Genomic DNA, 23,283 nt, shown 5'->3' with positions numbered 1-23,283 from the left:
ATCATGGCGGACTTTATCGACCTGCACATCGTTAACAACGATATCAGCCTGGACGCTATCGGCGTGCCGCAGGAGATCAGCGGGCGCGCGTCCATCGCCCAGGATATCAAACACATGATCCGCGACAGCGGCCTGCTGGTGGAGCTGATCGGCGAGCGCAACCCGGAAAAAGTGGCGTTGAACCTGAGCCGGATTGAAACCCGGGTGGAGAACGACGCGCGGATTACGCCTGGCACGGCGAAGGTCACGCGAACGGATCTGGAAACGTTTTATATCACCGCCAAAACCCTGAAATACGGACACATCGAGTTTTACCTATGAACGATCACCACGCGGACTTTGCGCGCCTAGTCAAAGAGGCGGGCATTCCGACTACCGAGGCGGAGCTAAAAACCGTCTGGGAAAATGAAGTCGCCGCCCAGGGTGTGGCGTTCAGCAACAACAGCGAGTATTCGCCCTGGTGGCGCATTGTGTCGGCGCTGGTGACTATGCCCGTGCTATGGCTGGTGGACCTGCTGATGACCGGCGTCCTCCCGCAAATGTTCGTGAAGACGGCCAGCGGCTCCGCCCTGGATCTGCTGGCCTGGGGCGTGGCGGTGGAACGCAAGCAGGCGGCCAAAGCGCGCGGACGCGTGCAGTTCACCCGGGGCGACCTGTCCGGTCAGCTGGAGATACGCGCGGGAACTGTCATACAGAGCGCGAGCATCAACGGCAGAATCTACCGCCTGCACACCACCCAGGCGCGACGTTTTTCTGATGGAGAAGCCACGTTACTGGTGGACGTGGAGGCGGTGGACACGGGCAGCGGCTACAACCTGGCGGCGGGTTATTACGCCGTCCTACAAACTCCCATTCCCGGGGTAACGGTCACCAACCTGGACAACTGGTTATTGCATCCAGGCGCGGATCGCGAGACCGACGACGCCTTGCGCTTGAGGGTGCGCAACCAGTTCAGCGCGGTGAATCAGTGGCACACCGACGCGGTGTATACGGCGATTATCGCCGGCTTTGACGGCGTCAGCGTGGATAACGTGTTTTTTGAGCATGAAGCGCCGCGCGGTCCGGGGACGGCAAACGCCTTTATCTTGTTTGAAACCGGAACGCCGGACGCGGCCTTTTTGGCGCGCATCCAGGCGCGGATTTCCGACGAAGGCAACCACGGCCACGGCGACGATCTGCAAGTGTTCGCCATGCCGGAAACCCTGCACGACGTCAGCGCGGATCTGTGGGCGGTCAGTCATCTGGACGCCGCCGCGCGGGAGCAGTTAAAGCAGGCGGTGACGCAGTTTATCCGGGCGGCGTTTCGGGAGAATCAGGACTACCAGCCGACGCGGACCTTTCCGTTTAGCCGGTTTTCCTTCAGCCGCCTGGCGCAGGAGCTACACACGGCGTTTCCGGCGCTGGCGTCTATTGATTTTAAAACCAGCGATATCACCAGCCAGATGGATATTCCCCGGCTGAAGTCGCTGACGGTGACCCTGCCATGATCGAGATTAAATTGCCGTTTTGGCTCGGCGGGGAGCAGCTGGCCAAGCTGTCCCGCGCCGCCCGCCGTTACTGGGAGCGGGTGGAACACTGGCTGCGTTGGCCGTTGCGTCAGACCGACGCGGAAACCTGCGCCCTGGGCGTGCTGGATCTGCTCGCCTGGCAGCGCAATATCGCGCGCTTTACCGGCGAGCCGGAAAGCCTCTATCGGCTGCGGGTGAAGTACGCCTACGCCAATGCGGTGGACGCTGGCAGCGTGGCCGGCTTCAAACGTATTTTGCAGCGCCTGGGGGTGGGCTATGTGGAGATCGAGGAACGCGCCCCGGGACGGGACTGGGACGTCATCACCCTGCGTCTGTCCGACGGTCAGCTGAGCGCCAACCCGGAGCTATTGCGCATCATCCTGCAAATGTACGGGCGCACCTGTCGCCGTTACGAATTTGAACTGATTACCCCAGTCACCCTCGCCGTGTCCGCCGGGACGTTCGACTGGGACCAGCACACCCTGACGGCGACCTTGCCTAACAGCCTGCGCCTGACCTTACGTCTGGCGGAGCCTCACCACGATTCACAACTGTTCGTCGCACGACTTTAAAGGAGTTTTTACCATGCCTGTGATCACCCTCGCCGGGGAACGTCTGATCGCCCAGAAACAAGCGGCGGGCGAACCGCTGACCATAGACGCCTTTGTGCTGGCCAACGTGCCGTGGCTGGACCCCGCCGCGCCCATCGACCGTCACGAAGGCTTGCCGGAAGACAGCCGCCAGGTGTTTAGCGGCGGCGTCACCCAGGTGGGTTACGTCAATCCTAACCTGGTGGTGTATTCGTTGAGCCTGGACAGCACCCAGGGCGACTTTGCGTTTAACTGGATCGGCCTGGTGTCCCGCACCAACGATAATGCGGTGGTGGCCATCGCCCATGTGCCGCTGCAACAGAAACGCAAAACCCAGGGCAGCGTCACCGGCAACAATATCACCCGCAACTTTATGCTGGAGTTCAGCGGCGCGCAGTCGTTGACGGATATCAGCGTCAGCGCTGACACCTGGCAGATTGATTTCACCGCCCGCCTGCTGGGCATCGACGAACGCGAGCGCCTGAGCAATCAGGACCTCTACGGCCCGGCGGCGTTTATACAGAACGGCTTCAAGCTGGTGAAATCGGGCTCTCGTTACGAATTACAGCCTGGCGTCGGCTATGTGGGCGGCGTGCGCATCGAGCAGACGGAACCGCTGTTTATCACGGTCCCGCAAGCACCCGCCAGCGTATGGGTGGACGCCGCCCTGGTGGGCGACGTGAGCGGCGTGGAGGCGCGCTTTGAAGTAATCGTCGCGGACCAGATCGAAGGCGGCCCCGACGCCCACGGCGTGCGCCATTACGTGGCGAAGCTGGCGGACATTGCCCAGGACGGCGGCGTGACGGATCGCCGCACCACGTCGGCGGCGGCGATTCAGGCCGCGCTGGAGGCGCACCAGGCGACGCCTGACCCGCACCCGCAATACCTGCGTCAGACGCAATACAGCGATCTGAAATCCGGGCGTAAAAATCTGCTGATCAATCCCTTTTGCGCGGTGTGGCAAACCGGCCCCCAGGTATTGGCCCCGATCCAGGGAACCTACCTGGCGGACGGCTGGAAGCTGCACCGGCTGAGTGAATTCAACGGCCAGTTCAACGCGCATCTGCTTGACGACAAAATCGGCCTGGCGCTGACCTGCACCGCCACGGCGTCATCGCGGGCGCTGGTGAGCGTGGCCCAGTTCGTCGAGGCCACGACCTTGCAGCCGCTGACCTACCTTAACAAGACCGACAAAGTAAGCCTGGTGTTTAAAATCCGCTTCAGCGCCAATTACCGGGGCAAGCTGGCCCTGGCGGCGCACAACCATGACACCAGTATTTTGCTGGGCTGGAAGGCGGTGGAGGTGGCCGGCGATGCGTCGTTTCCCTACCAGGAAGCGGAAATCGCCTTTGAATTCGGCGACTGGCACCTGGACCCCAAAAGAACCGGCGCGGGGCTGATTGTCTCAGTGCATTTTGAGGACGCGTCGGATTACGGCTTCAGCGCCGCAATCAATCACCAGCTGCGCCTGCATGCGTTGCAATTGGAGCAAGGCCACCGCTCCACCGACTTCGAACTGATTTCATTGCATGAAGCCCTGGCGCAATGCCAACGCTATTACCGCGCGCTGACGATTCCCTACTTGCAAGGATGGACCACCGACAAGGAGCGCTTCACGGTGGGTAGCCTATGGTATCCCACCATGCGCGTGTCGCCGGCGGTCAGTTTGTTGGACCTGTCTTACGACGGCGGCGACTGGGCGCAGGCGGAAGGGATCTCCGATAAAAATTGTTATATCACGATGCAGCCTAACGGCAGCGGACACACCGCGATCAGGCATGGCCGCGCCATTTTGGACGCCCGCTTTTAAGGAGTCAGTCACGAAGATGAAACGCTATATAGAAAACCAGTTTGGCGAGTTTATATGTCAGGCCACCACCTATCCGCGCCGGCATCGCCGCCAGATCCTGGCCGAGGTGGACGGGGGCAAGGCGACGCTGATTCCCTTCGATCATGACGCGGCGGCGCTGGCCGCCCAAATGAGCGCGGAACGCGCCTGGCGCGACGCCGAGCTGAAACGGGCGGACATTGAATTATTCAAAGTGGAGGACCGCGACAGCGATGGCCAGGCGCAGCGCTGGCGGGCGTATCGCTGCGCCTTGCGCGACTATCCCCAGCAGGCGGACTTTCCGCAGTGCGTGCGGCCCAGTGCGCCGGATCGTTCCTGATGCGTTGGCGACTGACCGCGTTCAACGCGTCAAACACCGAGGCGCAAACCGTCGCCCTGGCGTCGCCGATCCTGGACGGCGCGGACGCATCCCTGGCAGAGGCCAGCGAGCGGATACAAGGCGTGTCTTTATCCTATGTGCGAAATCCTTTGGCGACGCAGGCGAGCGAAGCGGCGGCAGCACGGGAAAGCTACCAGGCGTTAATGCGTTATGAAGGCCGCGTGTTGTGCGTGCATCCGTTTCAGGAAGGCGTGGGCGACGGCGGCGGACTCTATCGTTACTTGTCCGCGCCCAATGCGGCGGCGCGCCTGGCGGCCAAACTGACCGACGCCCAAGACGCGGGCCGGCCCCGTGGCCTGCTGGACGCGGTGGCCGTGTTGATCGTGGCGCGGGATCTGGCGGGCTTCGCCGAACGCTTGGCGGCCTTTAATGCGGTATTCCCCACGCCGGAACTGCAACTGGCGCAGCGGCGGGCGGCGCAGCTGGCCACCCTGGAACAGGAAAAATGGATCCTACCGGATGCGCCCCTGACGCCGCTTTGGGTAGCGCGCGACGGCGTGCAGATCCCGCGCCTGGCGCAACACGGGCGCGCGGTCGGGGCGCAGCTGGCCACGGCGCAAGGTTACGCAGCGGAAACACCAAGCCCGGTGGCAGAGCTGCAAGCCGTCATTGAACGAAAGCGCCAACGCCTGCAACAGCTGCAAAGTCACTACGACCAGTTAAAAGGCCAGCTGACTGGTCAGGCAGGTCATGCGCTTTACGCCCAGGGCGATGCGTCAGCCATAGCGGCGCAGTTACAGGCAGGTGCGCCGGGGCATGAATTCGTGCTGACGGCGGGAGCGTTGTTTGTTGCCGGCGTGGGTCAGCTCACCTTTTTAAAAGAGAATTTCGGGTTATGAGACTCAACGACTTTACCGTCCCCGGGACCGAGTTAACGGTGACGGGCAATCTGCGCATCGAGACCGAGGATCTGGGCGGCCAGACCAGCGGCACGGATCGCGCTAACAAAGGCATCAAGCCGAAAACGCTGACGGTGTCCCTGCTGATTCTGAAGAAACACGCCAAAGATTTAACCGACCTAGTGAAAGTGGCGGAAGCGGAGGACGGCGCCGGCAAGCTGCGCGTTTACGACATTGTGGAAGACACGGCGCGAGCGATGAACGTGCGCCAGGTGCAATTTACGGGGGCGTTTGTGTGCAAGGATCTGTCCCCCAGCCAGGCCTGGCGCGTCAGTTTTACCCTGGCGGAATATCTGAGCGTGGCGGAGAAAACCGAACAGCGCCGCGACCTGAGCCAGGCGGAGGCGCAACAGGCGACCGGGGAAACCATCGCCGCCCAGGAAGAGACGCCCGCCGAAGGGGAAACCCTGACCGGCTTTGAAACGTTCCTGAGCAAGGTGGACAGGGCGCTGGCATGAAGTTGCATAAATCCCTGAGCGTGGGCGGAACGCCGCTTAAATTGGTCTCTGAAGACGTGCGCCTGGCGTTGTTCAGTCCTGGGCGGGCGGTGTTTACCGTGCAGGCGGACGCCCCCTTGTCGGGTCTGGTCCAGTTCGCCCTGGGCTATGACCCCAACGCCTTACAGCGTTTTTTTATCGGATACGTGGAAAGCTGCACGTCATTAGACAACCAACAACAGCGGGTTTTCTGTCGGGAACTGACCGCCACCTTAAACCGACGCTTAGCGCTCAATCTGCGGCACGTCACGCTAAACGAAACCCTGGCGGCAATCAGTCAGGACAGCGGGCTGATCTTCGTGACGCCCCCGGAACCCTACGCCAACACCAAAGCGCCGGTGTTTTATTCCTGGGGCGGCGGCTATCACTGCATGGACGCCTTGGCGGAGGTGTACGCCATCCCGCAGATGATCTGGCAACAGCAAGGCGACGGCGCGGTCTACGTGGGAAGCTGGGCGCATAGCTACTGGGCGGCGCGGCCTGTAGAGATCCCAACCCATTTACTAAACGGCTTCGGCGTGGCAAACCGCGCCCGCCTGCCAGCAGCGCCAAAGCTCCGCCCGGGCGTCTGGCTAAACCAAACCCATTACGTCACCCAGGTGTGCCTGGCTGACAATCATATGAACCTGACCTGGAGCGCTGCGCCGTGGACGAAGAGATTAAAAAGATAGTATTGCGAATGTTCCCGGAGCTAAGCGGGAATCTGCATTTGCCGCGCCTGGCCAAGGTGGTGGCGATCAGCGACCCACTGCAAAAGCCGGAACTCTGCGACCGCTTCCGCCCCCGCTACGCCGTAGACGTGCGTGTGCTGTCGCCCCAGGGCGAGGAAGACCCAGAACTTCCCCTTTATCGTTGCTTGCCGTTGCCGGCGTCCTATGGCGGCATCGAGCGCGGGCAGTATGGTTTCCCGGAACCCGGGACCATCGTAGAGGTGGCGTTCGCTTACGGCCTGCCGGATCAGCCCTTTATCCGCACGGTGTTGGGACAGGGTTTAGGCGCGCCTGGCGTCCAGCCGGGTGACCTGGTGTGGCAGCAATCCGAAGCGGTGCGCCAGCGTGTGAGCGCCAAAGGCGACTGGCTGCGCGAGACGCACGGGGATATAACCGACACCAGCGCCCGCCGGCGCGTGGACGCCCTGGACAACCAGGAGCGCTACCAAGACAGCCAGATCGAGGTCAGCGAACATAGCGTGGAACAGGTGGGCGGCGTGAAGACAGTAGAAGCCCTGGGCGCGTTAAAACTGCTGACCGGCGGCCACGCCAACCTGTCTGCGGCGGATAACCTAAACCTGACCACCGCCGCCGACCTTAACCAGGCGGTCGCACGGGACCGACACGCGTCGATCCAAGGCGACGACAGCGCCACCGTGGGCGGCTCGCGCTCCGCAACGATCAGCGGCAACGACACGCAAACCAGCGCCAGCAAAACCATAACCGTTAAGGGAAGCCATACGGATATCGCCAGCGCCGCCAGGAAGATCCAGGCGCAAATCATCGAATTAAAAGCCAGCGCCGCCGTGACCATCCAAGCGCCGGCCATCGCTATAGGCGGCGGGGGCGTGGATGTGTTGCAGGTGATTGCGGATCTGATCGGGGTGGTTCAAGAATTGGCGGCTACAGCAGCGAGTCACACACACGGAGGAAGCGGAACGCCATCAAGCAGTGGGAGCCATAGCAGTCAGGCGAGCCGCGCAGAAGGGTTAAAGGGCCAAATATCAAGCATTATGCCGTGATTATATCAGCTATCAATCGCATGATTATTAAAGATAAAAATCATTGTTATAGCTCTTTCTATTGATGATTTTATAAAGACGCCCATCAAAAACACTTTCAATATTTAATGAAGAACGATAGAGGATTGAGATTTTCTTTTTTGCCACATCATTAATGAGACTGCAATAAAAATCATGGTCTATATCCAGAAGTTTAGCAATGAACACTTTGCATTCAGCAACCTTGTTATTTAATGGGAAATCATTTTTTATCTCTAAAAATCTATCTGGATGCTTTATTTCAAGCTCTTTTATGATGTGCAGTGTAAGAAAGCGAATGGCATTATTTGATTCATGTACGTCATAAGTAGTCATTGCAACACCTCTTTCAGTGCTGGACCATTCTTATGTTATACACTGCAATTATGGCCTTTATTAGGGCGGATTATGGCGAATAGTGTCTTATTTTGAACACGACCACCGCCGCTAATCTTAACCAGACGGCCGCACGGAACCGGAAAGCGTCAGTCCAAGGTGACGACAGCGCCACGGTGGGCGGTTCGCGTTCAGCAACGATCAAAGAGAGCGACAAGCAGACCAACGCCAACAAAACCATAACCGTTCAGGGACGCCACACGGACATCGCCAGCGCGGCCAGGAAGATCCATGCGCCGGCCATGGGCGGCGGTGGCGTGGACGTGTTGCAGGTGATTGCGGATCTGATCGGAGTGGTTCAGGAGTGGGGACTACGACGGCGATTCATACCCATGACGAAAGCGGCATTCCATCAAGTCATGACAATCAGCAAACCCATGTAGACTATGCCGCTTCTTTAGCTGAACAGATAGCCCAAATTATGCTATAGGAAACATTAATAAAAACTTCAAATACATACCTTTACTCATAACAATAATTCAAAATTTCTCAGCATTTATGCTATGATTGCATCCAACAAAAGATAAGCGCCAGGGTTTCAAAATTGTTATTTTTAAAATAATTTTTGACAAGCTAAAAAATTAAACGATAATTTAATGCAAAAGTATCCTTATATATGAGAAACAACAAGAAAATATAAGTTTAACTGCAAGCGACAAAAATTTATTTGATTTTGGCAATAATAAATAAAAATTGTTTTGGATAATTTATTGATATATGGTTACCTTGTTTTTTCCTTCTCTTTTTGATTGATATAGTGCTCTATCAGCCTGATTTATTATATCCTTTAAATCAAGGTGATGTGATGCATCAACTAATTTTACACCTATGCTGGTGGTGATCGACAAAACAACATCTGAATTAATTTGTATTGTTAAATCCCGAATTCCCATTAAAAGCCTTAGTGTTACCTTGTCAGCATCAGACTCATTATTGAGCGCCATCGCAAATGCGAATTCCTCTCCACCATATCGACAAATTGCATCATCCGATCTGAAGAAACCGTAAAAATACCTTGCTAGCTCCTTGAGAACGATATCTCCACCATCATGCCCATATGAGTCATTCAATATCTTAAAGTTATCTATATCAATAAGCCCAAGCGCGAAGACCAATCCCCTTCTATTACAAAACTTCATCAACTTATTAGTTTGATCAATGAAATAACGTCTATTTGGTATATTAGTTAGCGGATCAAAAAAAGCCATTTTTTCAAGCTTAGCGTTTGCCTTTTGTAGCTCAATAGTCCTCTCTTTAACAAGCTTCTCCAGGTCTCTTTTCAGTATTTTTAAGTCATTATTTCTTTTTTCTAGTTGTTCAATATGAAACTTACGCTCTGAAACATCCCGTTCGATAGCTGCAAAATGAGTAACATCACCATATTTGTTCTTCAAAGGAATAATATTCATTTCTATCCAGTACGGCCGACCTTTTATATCATAATTCAACAAAGTTTCACTGGCAGATTGATTGCTTTTTAGCGCAGAGTGGATTCGACCTTTTGACGTCTTATCAGTAAGCACCCCTTGCAGTATACGTGGCGTTTCTCCTATAGCATCCTTGCGCTTGTATCCCGTTAACGTTTCAAATGCTTTATTTACATATACTATTTTAGGCCCTGTTGGATAGTCTATTTCTCCCGCCTCTGTTACAATTACAACATCTTGCGTATTTTCAACAATGTCCTGAAATGAAAATAATTTTTTAGAATCTGAAACATCACTAAATGTAACTATTATAAAACAGTCGTCACTGCCAGCTTCACCTTCATGGTACGCATTAATCATAAACCAGCTCACGTCTTCTTTTGAACCATCAATCACACCTATAACTTCATTTGAAAGATGATGTTTCATCCTTTTCACTTTATTAACAGGATAATCTTCAACTAGAAGACTTTTCCCTGAATCATCTAGAAAGGCCCACTGCGGATCAAATGCATCTTTGCCAATAATTTGTTCATACGATAAGCGGAGAAGGCGTAATGCAGCCGGGTTTGCGTAAACAATTGATGTATCCCACCGGTGAATGACGACTCCAATATGAGCATGCTCAAGGAGCCTTTTTAAGTCTAGCTCAGTAATATTGTGCGACATCATCATTTCTGCCTTTTTCTATAGCTCAAATTAAAGTGTAGATTAGAAATACGGTACGGCTCTTCAATAGTGATAAACTCACTCCTCCCCACGCCTGCGAGCTTTGCAGAATCTTTTCCGTGGTGAAATCAGAAAGTCGGGCTAAAGCGCGCGCCACAGGGAGTAGCGATCAACACGTGATTTCGTATTTTGAAAGGGTTTGAGAAGAACTGAAGCTAGTCAACGGGTATTGGATGATTAGGCGATAGGCTGCCGTCCCTAGTACCTGCGAGCCTGTGAAAGATACTATCCAACTATTTTGCCAGTAAGCAGATGCACGGACTTTTTTGAGGGAGGGTGGTGGTCAGTGCCCATAATTACAATCTGTATGGACACTTTGTGGACACTTTTGCACTCAATATCACGAATCTTATTTTTTAAATAATACAACTCATTGTTTTTAAAGTTAAAATTATCACAAAATAAGAGCATAAACCCCGAAATACACGGAAGTGTCGTCCGTGTATTGCATGCACCAGAATACGATCTGCAATCCCAATACGGCGGCGAAGATACAAATGCGCTCTGACTTCAGTTTCCACCCGAACTTGAATGTCAGCAGCAGTTTTTGGCGATTGTGATAGGCCAGATACAGCAAATACAGGATGGAAGAGGCCGCCAGTATGACGCTGGCGGACATCAGCCAGGACAGCATGCCGTCGCCGGTCAAATCCGTCACCCAGGTGCTGAATCCGGCATAGCCTTTTAGCAAATGCAGCGCTCCGAGCAGGAGAACAAGCATGGCAGCCAGGGAAAACACGGCCTTCCCTACCTGACTATGTTTCAGGGACGGTGATCCGCCATTTCCTGCAGCGACGTGAAACGCTGACAGCGCTTTAATCGTCTCTTGCGCCAGACCTGCCTGCGGGCTTTCCGTATGTTCGTATTTCCAGGCGTTATATTCGCCGAAGATAAAGGGCTGTTTGTCACCGTGCTTTTCCCGCAGCGTCTTTTTCAACTGCTGTATAAACGAGGTTTTGCCGACGCCCCAATCTCCCATGAGACCAATGGTTTGATGATCATTGTTTGCGGACGCAGCCAGAAAGCTTGCGAGCGTATCCGCCAGAGACGAACGGTTGAGAAGATCCTCGTCGCTGCTGCTCTCTGACGCGATTTTACTGGAAGGACTGCAGGCGGATGGAGACGCTTTATTCATCGTCGACGCGCCCCCAACGGCCTGCACCTGCGCCTCTGAAGTACTCCCGCTCATATCCGTATCCCTGCTCTGAAAGGCTGATGCTGAAAGTGTAGCAGAGGGAAAGAGCCGTTCGGTTATTGTTGACGGGACAGGCCGCTGAAGTAAGCCCCGTTGGGCGACCGTCGCCCGACATTTTTACAGCGCTTGAACTGACCACTTTCAGGAATACAAAATCCGTTCCGGGCGTACAAAAAATCATCGACTTGCTCACTTAATTTACCGAAATACATGGAAAAAACGGCTCACTTGTAATACAACTGTCAGAGTAAATGTATTTCATATAGCACTGGAACGTGCCTAATTGACGAAAGATCAGAGGTGTCCATGTATCCCATGGTACTCAAGATAACGCCGTCAGGACTTCCTCAGTGTTGGCTGGATGTTTACGCCGCCGTGACTGAGATCGTGTGCGATAGGGCGTTATATACATTTGGAGAAATATGCTCCACCCTGCATGGCGGATACAACTCGCAAGGAGTTCAGTCCACTATTGACGTGCCGCAGATCATCGTCGGCCGCAAGGACCCCAAAGAACTGCGCAGCATTCCTCCCCTCCTCAACCGCTACCTTTTTTCCCGAGACAGCTTCCGCTGCATGTACTGCGGCGAAAAATTCCACCACAGCCTGCTGAGCCGCGACCACATAGTGCCCTTGAGCCGAGGCGGTCGTAACGTGTGGACCAATGTGGTGACGGCCTGCAAACGCTGCAACGGGCATAAAGGCGCGCGATTGTTGAGCGAGTGCAACATGGAGTTACTGGCGGTGCCTTATACGCCGAATCGCTATGAGTATCTGTATCTGGCCAATCGACGCATTCTGGCGGATCAGATGGAGTATTTGAAAAAAGGCTTCCGCAACCTGGTGGCGTAACAGCGGAAGCGCCCCTCAATTTGCTTCAGGTCCCAGAGCACCTGTGGCTTTGATCGCCCAAAAGATGCCTGCGCAGCGCCATGGGCGCGGCGAAGGAAGAGCCTTTCAACGGCGGCCAGGGCCTGGTCGGATAATCCGTACGTTCAGGAGAATAGCCTGTGAGGCAGGTTACCGGCACGTCGGCGCAATCGTCTCCGTCCACATCGTAACCTACCGGAGCGCCGGTAACGTCCAGCACCAGTCGGAAGAAATACGCAGCTTGATCGTGAGTGTCCACCAATTCATTGTCGGCGATGAAGTCTCCCAGCTCTTCCTCCACCGCGCCCACCGTCACCACGCCATCCGCAAAGGAATAGGTGTTGACCATGCCGCGCCCGCCATTGCCGGCGATGGTGTAGACCTGCACGCCTGTTTCCGCCAGATCCTCCATTAGACGAATGATGCGATAGCTAAGGCTCCATACCGGATCATGCTCCGCCCAGCTGCGCACGACCGCTTTGTAGCTTTCCACATTTTCCGAACGCAGGGGCTTTTCAAAAGCGCTAATCAAAGTGGAGGACTCCCAGGACAACACCACCGCGTCAATGGGCTCGCCCCAGAAGACATGTTTGCGCACTTCCGCCAGCTGGCGCAGGATTTCTGCCTGCGCAGGCTGGCCGGGAGTCAGGGGATAGGGCGTCACCGCCACTTGCGGGGCGGAAGCCAGAAGGCTGACGATGTCGCCATGATAAAGCGGTTCACGCTTGCGGTCGCGATCCAGATCGACCATGCCGTTAAGCCAACCGTCCATGTCCTTATCTTCTTCGGAAGCGAAGGACTCATCGCCAGGGTAAAAACGGTCAATCACCGCCACCCTGTATAAAGGCTGCGTAAGCTCTGGCGGCTCCAGACTGCATGAAGCGCTCAACACCGCCGCAACAATGAAATATGAGAATCCCATAATCCGGCTCCCGAATATTTCAATTCTGTCACAATTAATTTAACTATAGCCCATGTCCTGCGGGTTCCATGGCGGGATCAGATTCCAGCCGGCCCGTCTATCGCGTCATTTTCTTCACGAAAACGACAACAAATAGCGCCAGGGTGAAACTGCCGACAAAGGCTTCAGTCGCGGCGAATGCGCGGGTAAGGCCCACCGGGGCGATGTCTCCATAGCCCAGGGTGGTGAAGGTGACGACGCTGAAATACAGACAGCTCAGAAAATACTGCAATTCCGACCACAGATTGGCGCCGCCGCCGGCGTATAGCGCCTGCTCTCCTTCGCGGATGCCCAGGGTGAAATAGATCAGAGAGAAGGCCAATACGATAAGACAGGAAAAGATAATGACGCGGTCGGGGCGCTCCCCATATCCGCAGAATAAATCCACCAGTTTGGAGACGAAACGCGCGCCGGAGAATGGCGGCAACTGAAAGCGACGCATCAGCATCTCTTTCTGGAAAAAATGGCCGGCGGTTTCGAACAGGCCTTGTTGCTCCGCGACTTTGCGCAGATGCCGGTAGATTTCCTCCGCCTGCTGATACAAATCCAGCTTTTGCTCGCGATTGGCGGCCTTTTCCGCCAGCTTCTCCTGCAACAGCTTCTCGCCCCACTGAATGTGTTCAATTTTGGTCTGCTCAAACACCGCGCCCAGCAAATTACAGTCCTGCAGATTGGCGCAGTGTAAATTCGCCTTGCTGAGGTTGGCCTTCATCAGGGAAGAACCCCGTAAATCCAGATGAAAACAATGGGCGCCCTCCAGATTCGCGCGATAGAGGTCGGACTCCACCAGTTGGTATCCGGTTTTGGAGTTGCGTCGCACCAGATCAATCCCAGACAGTTCCGCCCGGCTCAACTTGAACCCGCGCATGGGTTCGCCCGTACGCGCGCGTTGCTCCAGCTGAAACTTCAACTCATCGCTTTCTTCGCGATCGGCGTCGCGCCAAAAACTGTCGTCAGGGGGTTGGGTGTCAGCGGTCATAGCCTGGTTCTCCACCGCAATCAGCCTGTGCGTCACATTCATATAGAAGTAAAAGACGCTTTGATTTACAGAACAATCTCAGTGTAGATCAGTGTGGAGAATTCAGCTGCGCCGCCGCTCAGATTCAAGGCTAGACCGTTGCCTCGGCGGCTCCTGATTTGATTAAATGTCCGCTTACGGCGGCCCTTAGATCCATTGCCCAGCAATATCTATAGAACCCCGTTTGTCAGTATGGATTTACAGGAAACAGCATGCGCATGTCTCATTCCGCTCAATTCTTCCGGGCCGGGTTTCTCGTCGCTGCGCTGACCCTGCTGTCGGCGTGTTCCGAGATCAAATACGGCCTGTACGAACTCGCCATGGACTTCGAGCGTTCCCAGGCGGGGGTCACTCCCAAAAGCCTGGAGACCCAGGGGCGTCATTTCGCTTATCTGCAGAATCAGGCTGCGCCGGACGCCGAAACTATCCTGCTGCTGCATGGCTTCGGCGCCAGCAAAGAGAACTGGCTGCGCTTCATACGCCACCTTCCTGCGCGCTATCACATTGTCGCCGTCGACCTGTTGGGCCATGGCGACAGCAGCAAGGACCCCAGCATTCCCTATGATATTGACGATCAGGTCGGCTACGTGCGCGCCTTTACCGAAGCCGCCGGGCTGACCCGTTTTCATTTGATGGGGAATTCAATGGGCGGCGCAATTTCCTCCATGTACGCCGCCGAGTATCCAGATACTGTCGCTTCTTTGGTGTTGATTGATCCAGCAGGCGTTTACGAGTTTTCCAGCGAATTGGAAACGCGCCTGCAAAAGGGAGAAAATCCGCTGATAGTGAGAAAGCCGGAGGATTTTGGCGTTCTTATGGATTTCGCCATGGAGGACAAGCCGTTCATTCCCTGGCCGATTACCTCCGTGCTCACGGAAAAAGCCATCGCCAATACCGCCATATACGATCATATATTCGCGGAGCTGGTGAGGGATCGCCACGATTATGACTTCAAGCAAGTGTTGCAGAACGTCAAGTGTCCGACCCTGGTGCTGTGGGGGAAAGAAGATCGGGTGATCAACTACCGCAATGCGGAGGTATTCACCCGGCTGATCACTAACTCACGCAAGATGATCATTGATGGCGTCGGCCACGCGCCAATGATCGAAGCGCCGGAGAAAACCGCGGAGATCACCCAGATTTTCATGCGCCTGCTGGAAGCGGAAAAGGGCTGATCGCTTAGTCCTGCCAGCCCGGCCCCATAGCTTTACCGAAACGGGGAAACCAACGGGGGGCTCGCTCGCAGTATCGCTCATAGGCTTGACCGAATGTACGTCGCAGAGCGGCCTCCTCCAGTCTCGTCTGAATGGCGATCATTCCGGCGCCGATAATCAGACAGGCCAGGGTGAACAACGACGGCAGGGCCAGGAACAGACCGATCTGTCCGATATACACGCCGGCGAACAGCGGATTGCGGCAATAGCGGAAAGGGCCCTGGGTTAACAACTGCGCCTTGCCGTCCGCGTCGATGCCGGAGCGCCAGTCCGTGTGCATGTAGGAATGCACATAGTCAATCAATCCAAAGGAACATAGCAGCAGGCCAATTCCCGTCCACAATACCACCGGCGTGTATAAGGCGGGAAATACGCCAAGATAGGCGTCCACATTGGGATAGAATACCCGCGCCACCGTTACCGCCAGGATCAATAAACGAAACAGATTGAACACCCACCGCACAAACCAGCTTTTGCTGACGGCGGCGCCGTAATGAATGTGACTGACGCCGGTGCGTTTACGCAGCCCCAGGCTACGGCAGGTGTAATGCACGCCAATCATAGTGAAAAAAATAGCCAGAAAGTGGCTGACGATTACGTCCGTGGACATCGTGTTGTTCTCCATATCACTTGGTGAAGGTCGCCTCAGGAACGCGGGACCTGTCGTCACAGGCCGAAGCAACTACGATTCAACTCCCGAAAAGCGTTATCCAATACATTTTCTTCTATCAGGCGCAGTTTGCCACTGCGTTTTAGTTTTTTTATCTCAATTTCCCGGCGGCTTGCGCTGGCGCGATCATGCCCCACCTCCGCATACAGCAGACGCACTGGCTTACGCCCGCGAAAATACTTCGCTCCGCTCCCCTGCAAGTGATCCCGGAAACGTTTCGCCGGGTTATTGGTGATGCCCGTATAAAGCGAGTTATCGCTGACCAACAACATATACACACACCAACTCATGGCGGCGACTTCATTTTCCGACACCGGTCTGATCACCTGTAGTTTTATTTGGTTTGCCGCCGTCTCTGCTTTAAAGATGACGAGTTAAGGAGTTTACCCCAGGCCACTGGGATTTGTTGACTGAACATCTCGCCATGAAAGAATCTTTTCAGGATGCGCACTTTTTGACCTTTGCGTCAGAAAATGCACTTTTGTTGATCGCATGGTCAAATTATAAACAGATTTTTTTCTCTATCCCGGATTAGTCCCTCCCACTTCGGCAAACTCAGGCTTTCGCTTCATAAACTATTGATTTGCCGCTTATTAAACTCGTTTTGTTTTGATACCACAGTGCCCCTAAGGGAGTAGGTACTTTTATTTATTGTAACCAAGTCACATTACGCCATTTCCCCGCCTTGATCGTGGCATAACGCTTGCTCTAAGCTCTCGTCCGGTTATATCTGGCTGGAGTCAGAGCAGTATTGGCCGGACGCACTTTATACAATCCTGGTTGTAACTCGGAAATAATTAAAATGAAATATCCTGAAAACAGCAGACGCCGCGCCCTCATGGCGGCGATGATCACCGCGTTCCCACTCTCCGCTCAGGCGGGCCTCATCATTTCGGAATACGTGGAAGGTTCTTCCAACAATAAAGCCCTGGAGTTCTACAACACCGGCAGCGACGCCGTAGAGCTCAGCGCCTATGAGATCGCCCGTTTCAAAGACGGCGCAGAAACCCCTAACGCTTTTATGACCCTGCCTTCGTTTTCCCTGGCGGCCGGCGCGGTATATGTTCACGCTAACAGCGGCGCTAATGATGGCTTGAAAGCGCTGGCCAACAGCACCTCAACTGACGACGCCATCGGCTTTAATGGCGGCGATTCCGTCGTGTTGCGCCTGGTTGGCGGCGATATTGTCGACCGTGTGGGAACGCTTAAAGAAGGCTCAAGCTCCTACCTGAAAGATGTCACTCTGTCCCGCACAGATACGACTCCCAACCCAGATTTTAACCAGGATCAGTGGCGAACACTGGCGAAAGACACCTTCAGCGGGCTGGGCAAAGCCCCTGGCGCGGACGGAGGAGACAGTGGAGATGGCGGCGATCCTGCGCCGACTCTGGGCGCCTGCGGCGAAGCGGCCACGCTGATCAGCGCCGTACAAGGCAGTGCTGACGCTGTGGCCATGAAAGACCAAACCGTTACGGTAGAAGGCATCGTCACCGGGTTTCGCAACAATGGATTCTTCGTGCAGGAAGAACCTTCTGACGAAGACGGTAATCCCCAGACCTCTGAAGGCATCTTCGCATTCAGCAATGGCGGCGGCGCTCTGACCCTGGGCAATCTGGTGCGTATAAAAGGCGCCGTTTCCGACTATCACGGCAACAGCCAGATCAGCGTCTCTGAACTGGCGGATTGCGGCGCTACCGACGCCGTCGCCAGCGTGACGCCCATTACTTTGCCGTTCGCCGCGGATCTTAACCTTGAAGCGCTGGAAGGCATGGTCGTCAGCGTGTCCAACGCGGTGGTCGCCAATACTTACGGCCTGGGCCGCTATGGTGAAATCACCATTAGCGACAAGCTGAAATGGACCCCCACCGACGTCGCCATTCCCGGCAGCGCGGAATACAACGCCGTCATTACGGAAAACAAAGCCAACCTGCTTTATATCGAAGACAATTCCTCCAGCCAGAACACCGCCAGCGTCAGCTTCTATCCTGAATTTGGCTACGACAATCCCATTCTGCTGGGCGATCTGGTGTCCGCCACCGGTCCGCTGAACTTCTCCTACGATGTGTACCGCATCAACCCGATGGCCCCGATCAGCGTCACCTCCCCCGGCCGCACCGCAACGCCGGAAGCCGCGTTGGGCAATCTGGCGGTGGCCAGCTTCAACGTCCTGAACTATTTCAACGGCGTGAAAAAAGACGACGGTTCCATCGACTACTCCGCCAACCCACGGGGCGCTACGACAGAAGAAGAGTTCCTGTTGCAACAGGCGCGCATCGTCAAAGCGTTGAAAACCCTGGACGCCGATGTCGTGGGCCTGATGGAGCTGGAGAACGACGGCTTCGGCGATGATTCCGCCATCAACACTCTGGTGACGGCGCTGAACAATGAAATCGGCGAAGACGCCTATACTTACGTGTCAACGAAGGACGGCGGCAAGCCTGGGACGGATCAAATCACCGTCGCCCTGATTTATCGCGCCGCCAACGTCACCCCCAAAGGCGACGCCATTGTGATCGACATGCCTGAGCAGACGCTTGGCTCAGAAACCGCCGCCATGCGTCCTTCTTTGGTGCAGGCCTTCACTCACAAGGCTTCCGGTCAAAGCTTTGCGGTATCCATCAACCACTTCAAATCCAAGCGTTCCAGCAGCGCCTGTGATAACAGCGGACCAACGGATATCGATCAGATGCAGGGCAACTGCAACCCATTGCGCGTCTCCGCCGCGGTCACCCTGGGCGAAGCCCTGGCGACGCTGGGCCTGCCTGAGCGCATTCTGATTCTGGGGGACCTGAACGCCTACTCCAAGGAAGACCCCATTTCCGTGCTGACCGACTACAACCCGGCCACCCACGGCTACACCATTAAAACCGCCGCCAACACCGGCATGGACGCCGGCGCCGCAGTGGAAGTAAGCAAAAACTATGGCTATGCTTTGGTAGCGGAAACCCATGATGCGGAAGGGTTCTCTTATACCTACGACGGCGCGCAGGGCAGCCTCGACCATATCCTGGCCAGCAGCGCCGCCATGGAGGATATCGTGGATCTCGATCACTGGAACGTTAACTCCATTGAAGCCTACGCCCTGCAGGCGGACGGCCTGTTCAAATACTACAAAGACTCCACCGGTTACTTCGGCGTCGGCCCTTATCGCAGCTCCGACCATGATCCGGTTGTGGTGACGTTAAACCTGGAAGCCGTCGACGACAACGACGGAAATGACGACTCCGACGAAGGAAACAGCGGAGGCGACACCAACAAAGGCAAGGATGACGGGGGCGGCAGCCTGGGTCTGCTGAGCATTCTGGCTCTGCTGACCATGCGGTTCGCACGCCGCCGCCCGATGTAAGTAGTTCAAGGGGGTGGAACTTCGGTTCCGCCCCCTTTTTGCAGTTCGCTCCGATAAAACGACCAACTATACAGGAGTCAAAATGCGCTTAATCATCTCGGTCATCTCATTCATCTTCCTTTCCCTGGCGAGCTACGCCAGATCCGAACAGCTCATCTTCAACTCTGCGGAATTCAGTCCATTCGTTTACCAGGAAAACGGCAAGATGGGCGGTCCCGTCACCGACGTCATCCTGCTCACCTGCAAGAAAATCAATGTAGACTGCAATATCAAACAAGAATCTTTCAGCAAGTCGGAAGAGCAGGTAAAAGCCGGCGCCGTTAATGGCGTTTACCTGGTGAGCTGGAGCGAAAGCCGCGCAGAGTGGATGTACTACACCCTGCCAGTGCTGCGCACCAGCTGGGGATTCTTCGTGCCGGCGACGGACAAGAAAGATTACCTGACCCTGTCCAGTTTCAGCGGCCATCGGGTGGGCGTCTTCGGACCATCCAGCAGCTCCAAGACGCTGGATCGCATCAATCCAGTGGTGAACATGGACATACAATTGTCCAAAGACGATCTGGGCAACCTGAAAAAACTGATTCAGGGACAACTCGACTCTGTTTATATCAATCGCGACGTGGGCCTCGACCTGATGCGGCAAAGCGGGCTGACGGACAAAGTGCGTTTCGCCTGGACCCACACGGAACGCAACTACCATATTGGATTCAGCAAAAAAACCGGACGCAAACTGGTGAACCAGTTCAACAAGGCGCTGCGTAAAACCTATGAATCCGGCGAGGCGCGGGAAATTCTCGCTCAGCGCGGCCTGGAATCCGTCATGTAAGCCCCTTCCGCCGGACCGCGCTGACGTCGCTCCGGCTTTTCCTTTACGCCGAACTGTCCAATAATGGGCCGGATTCCTAGGGAGCCTCTGAAAAACGTCGGCGAGGCCGCCAGTGCAAGGAAAGAGTCGGCGAAAAAGCGCAGCTTATCGTGAATAAATGAGCATTTTGAGCCGACTTTTGACGCCGCAATGGCGCCGCAGGTAGTTTTTCAGAGGTTCCCTGGTTTCATCGAAACATGCATTGGGTCCGAGTATGACAGCGCTGCGCGCGGAGTTTATCGACAGCATTGAAGCCGTCCCAGCCGTTCAGTGGAACCGGTTGAGCGGCGTAGATAATCCTTTTACCCGTTACGAGTTCCTGCACGCGCTGGAAACAACCGGCTGCGTCGTCGAAGCAACCGGCTGGCGACCTCAACATTTACTGATCCGCGACGAACGGGACGTTTTGCTTGGCGCAGCCCCCTGCTACCTGAAAACCCATTCCTATGGGGAATACGTGTTCGACTGGGCCTGGGCTGACGCCTACCATCGCCATGGCCTGGAGTATTATCCGAAATTACTCACTGCGATCCCCTTCACGCCGTCTGTAGGACCGCGTGTGTTGGTCTCCGCCGGCGCTGACCGGAAGCGCATCTCGCAGGCGGTCAGTCACGCCATGGCCGAACGTGCGCATCACACCGGCGCCTCCTCCTGGCACTTGCTGTTTCCAGACGAACCAACTCGGAAAAGTCTGGGTGCAGACTCCTCCCTATTATTGCGTCACGGAACCCAGTTCCATTGGCTCAATGAAGGCTACGCTTCCTTTGATGGTTTTTTGCAGGCGCTGGCCTCACGCAAACGTAAAAACATCCGTAAAGAGCGCCAGGCAGTGCTCAGCCAGGGCATTGCATTCAAGCTGATCGAAGGAGCGGATGTAGGCGAGCCTGAACTGGAGGCGTTTTATGACTTCTACCAGCTAACTTACCTGAAACGAGGACAGCGCCCTTATCTCAGCGACGCCTTTTTCCAACGCCTGATCGCGGTTATGCCGGAACAAGTATTTCTCATTCTGGCGCAGCGGGAGCAACGCTTCGTCGCCGGCGCTTTGTTTCTGAAAAACCACTCAACGTTGTTCGGCCGCTATTGGGGCTGTACTGAAGAGTTTAATCATCTGCATTTTGAGACCTGCTATTACCAGGGCATCGATTACTGCATTGAACATAAACTGCTGCGATTCGACGCCGGCGCTCAGGGAGAGCACAAGCTGCTGCGGGGATTTCGGCCCACGCCCACCTACTCCCTGCATAGAATCGAGCATCCCGCTTTCCGTCAGGCCATCGCCAACTTTCTTGATGAAGAGAGGGCGGGCGTCAGTGAATACATGCGCGACGCCAACGCCCACCTTCCTTTCAAACAGGTGGAATAGAATGCTCTCGCCAGACGCTTTTTGGGCGCTGAAGTTTCGCCCCCGGAAAAGTTAGCCTACTTTATTAATCAGGCAGACAAATAGCTTCCTTCTGTTTGTCTGCAACGACAGGGCCTGCGCATGTCAGGCCTTGTCTCCCGCAGCTAGCCGCCGCGCAGGCGCATCCATGCGTCTGGTTATTAACATGCCAATATCATCGCCATGTTAATGATTAGAAAAAAGGCGGCTGAAAGGCGCTCGCTGGAGAACTCGCAGATATGGGGCGACATGTTGATAAGGCGCAGTTCAGCGCCCAGGAATATGCGGACTTCCAACAAAGATTGCAGGAGAACCTGGCGACTTTGCGCAAATTGCTGGATGACCCCGATTTCGGCGTCGGACCTGCCTCATTCGGCGCGGAGCTGGAGTTGTACATCATCGATAAACAGGGACGCCCCAGCGCCAAAAACCAGGAAATCCTGGCCGCCGTCAACGATCCCAACCTCACTCTGGAGCTGAACCGCTTCAACCTTGAGTATAACCTGGAGCCAACCCCTGCATCCGGGGCCTCCTTCAGCGCTCTGCAGAGACAGATCGACAGCGTACTGCGAACACTGCAGGGCCATGCGGCTTCCCATGAGGCGTCACTGTTGCCCATAGGCATTCTGCCGACATTGAAGTCAGAGGACATGGGACCGGACGCCATCACCGACAGCCCCCGTTATCAAGCGCTGGCGCGCCAACTGAGGGAGAAGCGCGGAGAGGACTTTCATATCAGCATCAAGGGTCGCGATACACTGGATCTGTATTGGCAGGACGTCTCCCTGGAAGGCGCCAATACGTCATTCCAGTTTCATTATCGCGTGAACCCGGCGGATTTCGCTGATGCGTTTAACGCCGCGCAACTGGTCACGCCGCTGGCGGTCGCCCTGGCGGCCAACTCCCCGTTGTTTCTGGGACGTCGATTGTGGCATGAAACCCGCGTCGCCCTGTTCAAACAGGCCACGGACTATCGCATAGAAACACCCTTGCGGCTAAGGCTTCCCGCGCGGGTGTTGTTCGGCAACGGCTGGGTGCGCAAAGACGCCCATGAGGTATTCTGCGAAGGCGTTTCTCTGTTCGAGCCTTTGCTGCCTATTTGCGGCGATGGGGCCGCGCTCCGTCCCGGGCAGGCGCCGCCATTGGATGAGCTGCGCTTGCATCAAGGCAGTATCTGGGCCTGGAATCGCCCTATTTATGATCCGGCGGACGGCGGCCATATCCGTATTGAAATCCGCGCGCTACCGGCGGGTCCCAGCACCACGGACATGCTCGCCAACGCGGCTTTGACGGTGGGCTTGATCGAAGGACTGCGTCCAGCCATGCATGACATGCTTCCCGCCATACCTTTTCGCTACTGCGAATACAATTTTTACCGCGCAGCCAAATACGGGCTTCGCGCCAAGCTGTTCTGGCCGGGTCAGGGCGGCGCAGGCTTGCAGGAGCGGCCGGTGTTGGACATTCTGGAAGATATGCTGCCTGTGGCGGAGCAAGGGCTTCATGCTCTCGCCATTGCGCCGACGGACGTTCGTCATTATCTGGACGTATGCGCTGAAAATCTGGCGCAACCGGTCAACGGCGCTCTCTGGCAGTTGCGAATGCTGGAGAGATTGCGCCCTCACCGCAGCGACGAAGAAGCGTTGAGAGAGCTGGTCATTCGCTATCAGGAGAATTACCTCAGTGGAGAACCCGTGCATCAGTGGACGTATTGAGCATGTGGCGTCCGCCGCGACAGA

23 protein-coding genes are annotated in these 23,283 nt (G+C 55.4%); 16 read left to right on the top strand and 7 right to left on the bottom strand.

Annotated elements, in window-relative coordinates; all coding sequences use genetic code 11:
- Positions 1-3: 3 nt before the first annotated feature.
- From HCH_RS01710 to HCH_RS01670, 9 genes are read left to right on the top strand one after another with little or no spacing between them, the layout of a single operon-like run.
- The gene (locus HCH_RS01710) at positions 4-321 is read left to right on the top strand and encodes a DUF2590 family protein (RefSeq protein ID WP_011394369.1); all 318 of its coding nucleotides are present in this window, start codon (positions 4-6) and stop codon (positions 319-321) included.
- Positions 318-1,487: a baseplate J/gp47 family protein gene (locus HCH_RS01705; protein WP_011394368.1), complete on the top strand. Its 1,170-nt coding sequence runs from the start codon at positions 318-320 to the stop codon at positions 1,485-1,487. Before HCH_RS01710 ends, HCH_RS01705 begins: the two co-directional genes overlap by 4 nt.
- Entirely contained in the window at positions 1,484-2,080 is a 597-nt protein-coding gene (locus HCH_RS01700; RefSeq protein ID WP_011394367.1) for a phage tail protein, read from the top strand. Before HCH_RS01705 ends, HCH_RS01700 begins: the two co-directional genes overlap by 4 nt.
- A 13-nt stretch (positions 2,081-2,093) precedes the next feature.
- Positions 2,094-3,908, top strand: a complete 1,815-nt coding sequence (locus HCH_RS32035) for a phage tail protein (RefSeq protein WP_011394366.1) — start codon at positions 2,094-2,096, stop codon at positions 3,906-3,908.
- 16 nt (positions 3,909-3,924) lie between these two features.
- Positions 3,925-4,266: a phage tail assembly chaperone gene (locus tag HCH_RS32030; RefSeq protein WP_011394365.1), complete on the top strand. Its 342-nt coding sequence runs from the start codon at positions 3,925-3,927 to the stop codon at positions 4,264-4,266.
- The gene (locus HCH_RS01685; RefSeq protein WP_011394364.1) at positions 4,266-5,165 is read left to right on the top strand and encodes a hypothetical protein; all 900 of its coding nucleotides are present in this window, start codon (positions 4,266-4,268) and stop codon (positions 5,163-5,165) included. Before HCH_RS32030 ends, HCH_RS01685 begins: the two co-directional genes overlap by 1 nt.
- Complete coding sequence (locus HCH_RS01680) at positions 5,162-5,683, top strand: hypothetical protein (protein ID WP_011394363.1); 522 nt, start codon at positions 5,162-5,164, stop codon at positions 5,681-5,683. The genes HCH_RS01685 and HCH_RS01680 overlap by 4 nt, the downstream gene beginning before the upstream one ends.
- The gene (locus HCH_RS01675) at positions 5,680-6,393 is read left to right on the top strand and encodes a hypothetical protein (protein ID WP_011394362.1); all 714 of its coding nucleotides are present in this window, start codon (positions 5,680-5,682) and stop codon (positions 6,391-6,393) included. The genes HCH_RS01680 and HCH_RS01675 overlap by 4 nt, the downstream gene beginning before the upstream one ends.
- The gene (locus HCH_RS01670; RefSeq protein WP_011394361.1) at positions 6,369-7,454 is read left to right on the top strand and encodes a hypothetical protein; all 1,086 of its coding nucleotides are present in this window, start codon (positions 6,369-6,371) and stop codon (positions 7,452-7,454) included. The genes HCH_RS01675 and HCH_RS01670 overlap by 25 nt, the downstream gene beginning before the upstream one ends.
- 27 nt (positions 7,455-7,481) lie before the next feature.
- Here the strand turns inward: HCH_RS01670 and HCH_RS01665 are convergent, their stop codons facing one another.
- On the bottom strand, positions 7,482-7,808 hold the full coding sequence (locus HCH_RS01665; RefSeq protein ID WP_011394359.1) for a hypothetical protein: 327 nt from the start codon (positions 7,806-7,808) through the stop codon (positions 7,482-7,484).
- A 92-nt stretch (positions 7,809-7,900) separates the two neighbouring features.
- Between HCH_RS01665 and HCH_RS34085 the strand changes: the two genes are divergently transcribed.
- Positions 7,901-8,251, top strand: a complete 351-nt coding sequence (locus HCH_RS34085; RefSeq protein ID WP_041598352.1) for a hypothetical protein — start codon at positions 7,901-7,903, stop codon at positions 8,249-8,251.
- Between the two features lie 324 nt (positions 8,252-8,575).
- On the opposite strand, the gene HCH_RS01655 is transcribed toward HCH_RS34085, so the two are convergent.
- Positions 8,576-9,970 carry a diguanylate cyclase gene (locus tag HCH_RS01655; RefSeq protein WP_202945287.1) on the bottom strand — a complete coding sequence of 465 codons (1,395 nt, stop codon included), beginning with the start codon at positions 9,968-9,970 and terminating at the stop codon, positions 8,576-8,578.
- Positions 9,971-10,418: 448 nt separating this feature from the next.
- On the bottom strand, positions 10,419-11,213 hold the full coding sequence (locus tag HCH_RS01650) for a P-loop NTPase fold protein (protein ID WP_011394354.1): 795 nt from the start codon (positions 11,211-11,213) through the stop codon (positions 10,419-10,421).
- A 312-nt stretch (positions 11,214-11,525) separates the two neighbouring features.
- Between HCH_RS01650 and HCH_RS01645 the strand changes: the two genes are divergently transcribed.
- Positions 11,526-12,071, top strand: a complete 546-nt coding sequence (locus HCH_RS01645; RefSeq protein WP_127968070.1) for an HNH endonuclease — start codon at positions 11,526-11,528, stop codon at positions 12,069-12,071.
- Between the two features lie 25 nt (positions 12,072-12,096).
- On the opposite strand, the gene HCH_RS01640 is transcribed toward HCH_RS01645, so the two are convergent.
- A complete protein-coding gene (locus HCH_RS01640; protein ID WP_011394351.1) occupies positions 12,097-13,011 on the bottom strand; it encodes a hypothetical protein in 915 nt (304 codons plus the stop codon).
- 97 nt (positions 13,012-13,108) lie between these two features.
- Positions 13,109-14,029, bottom strand: a complete 921-nt coding sequence (locus tag HCH_RS01635) for an ion channel (protein WP_148212444.1) — start codon at positions 14,027-14,029, stop codon at positions 13,109-13,111.
- A 251-nt stretch (positions 14,030-14,280) separates the two neighbouring features.
- Between HCH_RS01635 and HCH_RS01630 the strand changes: the two genes are divergently transcribed.
- Positions 14,281-15,243: an alpha/beta fold hydrolase gene (locus tag HCH_RS01630; RefSeq protein ID WP_011394349.1), complete on the top strand. Its 963-nt coding sequence runs from the start codon at positions 14,281-14,283 to the stop codon at positions 15,241-15,243.
- A gap of 4 nt (positions 15,244-15,247) precedes the next feature.
- Here the strand turns inward: HCH_RS01630 and HCH_RS01625 are convergent, their stop codons facing one another.
- Together HCH_RS01625 and HCH_RS01620 are read right to left on the bottom strand one after the other, a co-directional pair.
- Complete coding sequence (locus HCH_RS01625) at positions 15,248-15,892, bottom strand: methyltransferase family protein (protein ID WP_011394348.1); 645 nt, start codon at positions 15,890-15,892, stop codon at positions 15,248-15,250.
- Between the two features lie 56 nt (positions 15,893-15,948).
- The gene (locus HCH_RS01620; protein ID WP_011394347.1) at positions 15,949-16,266 is read right to left on the bottom strand and encodes a GIY-YIG nuclease family protein; all 318 of its coding nucleotides are present in this window, start codon (positions 16,264-16,266) and stop codon (positions 15,949-15,951) included.
- A 488-nt stretch (positions 16,267-16,754) separates the two neighbouring features.
- Between HCH_RS01620 and HCH_RS01615 the strand changes: the two genes are divergently transcribed.
- The 4 genes from HCH_RS01615 to HCH_RS01600 all read left to right on the top strand — a co-directional run bounded on the left by HCH_RS01615 (position 16,755) and on the right by HCH_RS01600 (position 23,259).
- Positions 16,755-19,298 (top strand): ExeM/NucH family extracellular endonuclease, encoded by a 2,544-nt coding sequence (locus HCH_RS01615; RefSeq protein ID WP_011394345.1) that lies wholly within the window; start codon positions 16,755-16,757, stop codon positions 19,296-19,298.
- Positions 19,299-19,380: 82 nt separating this feature from the next.
- Positions 19,381-20,124, top strand: a complete 744-nt coding sequence (locus tag HCH_RS01610) for a substrate-binding periplasmic protein (protein WP_011394344.1) — start codon at positions 19,381-19,383, stop codon at positions 20,122-20,124.
- A gap of 253 nt (positions 20,125-20,377) precedes the next feature.
- A complete protein-coding gene (locus HCH_RS01605; RefSeq protein ID WP_011394343.1) occupies positions 20,378-21,529 on the top strand; it encodes a GNAT family N-acetyltransferase in 1,152 nt (383 codons plus the stop codon).
- Positions 21,530-21,786: 257 nt separating this feature from the next.
- The gene (locus HCH_RS01600) at positions 21,787-23,259 is read left to right on the top strand and encodes a hypothetical protein (protein ID WP_011394341.1); all 1,473 of its coding nucleotides are present in this window, start codon (positions 21,787-21,789) and stop codon (positions 23,257-23,259) included.
- The last annotated feature ends 24 nt before the right edge of the window (positions 23,260-23,283 follow it).

This window comes from Hahella chejuensis KCTC 2396, assembly GCF_000012985.1.
GTDB lineage: Bacteria > Pseudomonadota > Gammaproteobacteria > Pseudomonadales > Oleiphilaceae > Hahella > Hahella chejuensis.
Note: the sequence above shows the minus strand (reverse complement) of the source record. Positions and strands in the feature narration are given on the sequence as shown.

What these genes read in the sequence shown, in the direction of transcription:
- HCH_RS01710 (WP_011394369.1), top strand. Translation starts at nt 4, where the DNA reads ATGGCGGACTTTATCGACCTGCACATCGTTAACAACGATATCAGCCTG.
- HCH_RS01705 (WP_011394368.1), top strand. Translation starts at nt 318, where the DNA reads ATGAACGATCACCACGCGGACTTTGCGCGCCTAGTCAAAGAGGCGGGC.
- HCH_RS01700 (WP_011394367.1), top strand. Translation starts at nt 1,484, where the DNA reads ATGATCGAGATTAAATTGCCGTTTTGGCTCGGCGGGGAGCAGCTGGCC.
- HCH_RS32035 (WP_011394366.1), top strand. Translation starts at nt 2,094, where the DNA reads ATGCCTGTGATCACCCTCGCCGGGGAACGTCTGATCGCCCAGAAACAA.
- HCH_RS32030 (WP_011394365.1), top strand. Translation starts at nt 3,925, where the DNA reads ATGAAACGCTATATAGAAAACCAGTTTGGCGAGTTTATATGTCAGGCC.
- HCH_RS01685 (WP_011394364.1), top strand. Translation starts at nt 4,266, where the DNA reads ATGCGTTGGCGACTGACCGCGTTCAACGCGTCAAACACCGAGGCGCAA.
- HCH_RS01680 (WP_011394363.1), top strand. Translation starts at nt 5,162, where the DNA reads ATGAGACTCAACGACTTTACCGTCCCCGGGACCGAGTTAACGGTGACG.
- HCH_RS01675 (WP_011394362.1), top strand. Translation starts at nt 5,680, where the DNA reads ATGAAGTTGCATAAATCCCTGAGCGTGGGCGGAACGCCGCTTAAATTG.
- HCH_RS01665 (WP_011394359.1), bottom strand. Translation starts at nt 7,808, where the DNA reads ATGACTACTTATGACGTACATGAATCAAATAATGCCATTCGCTTTCTT.
- HCH_RS01655 (WP_202945287.1), bottom strand. Translation starts at nt 9,970, where the DNA reads ATGATGATGTCGCACAATATTACTGAGCTAGACTTAAAAAGGCTCCTT.
- HCH_RS01650 (WP_011394354.1), bottom strand. Translation starts at nt 11,213, where the DNA reads ATGAGCGGGAGTACTTCAGAGGCGCAGGTGCAGGCCGTTGGGGGCGCG.
- HCH_RS01645 (WP_127968070.1), top strand. Translation starts at nt 11,526, where the DNA reads ATGTATCCCATGGTACTCAAGATAACGCCGTCAGGACTTCCTCAGTGT.
- HCH_RS01640 (WP_011394351.1), bottom strand. Translation starts at nt 13,011, where the DNA reads ATGGGATTCTCATATTTCATTGTTGCGGCGGTGTTGAGCGCTTCATGC.
- HCH_RS01635 (WP_148212444.1), bottom strand. Translation starts at nt 14,029, where the DNA reads ATGACCGCTGACACCCAACCCCCTGACGACAGTTTTTGGCGCGACGCC.
- HCH_RS01630 (WP_011394349.1), top strand. Translation starts at nt 14,281, where the DNA reads ATGCGCATGTCTCATTCCGCTCAATTCTTCCGGGCCGGGTTTCTCGTC.
- HCH_RS01625 (WP_011394348.1), bottom strand. Translation starts at nt 15,892, where the DNA reads ATGTCCACGGACGTAATCGTCAGCCACTTTCTGGCTATTTTTTTCACT.
- HCH_RS01615 (WP_011394345.1), top strand. Translation starts at nt 16,755, where the DNA reads ATGAAATATCCTGAAAACAGCAGACGCCGCGCCCTCATGGCGGCGATG.
- HCH_RS01610 (WP_011394344.1), top strand. Translation starts at nt 19,381, where the DNA reads ATGCGCTTAATCATCTCGGTCATCTCATTCATCTTCCTTTCCCTGGCG.
- HCH_RS01605 (WP_011394343.1), top strand. Translation starts at nt 20,378, where the DNA reads ATGACAGCGCTGCGCGCGGAGTTTATCGACAGCATTGAAGCCGTCCCA.
- HCH_RS01600 (WP_011394341.1), top strand. Translation starts at nt 21,787, where the DNA reads ATGGGGCGACATGTTGATAAGGCGCAGTTCAGCGCCCAGGAATATGCG.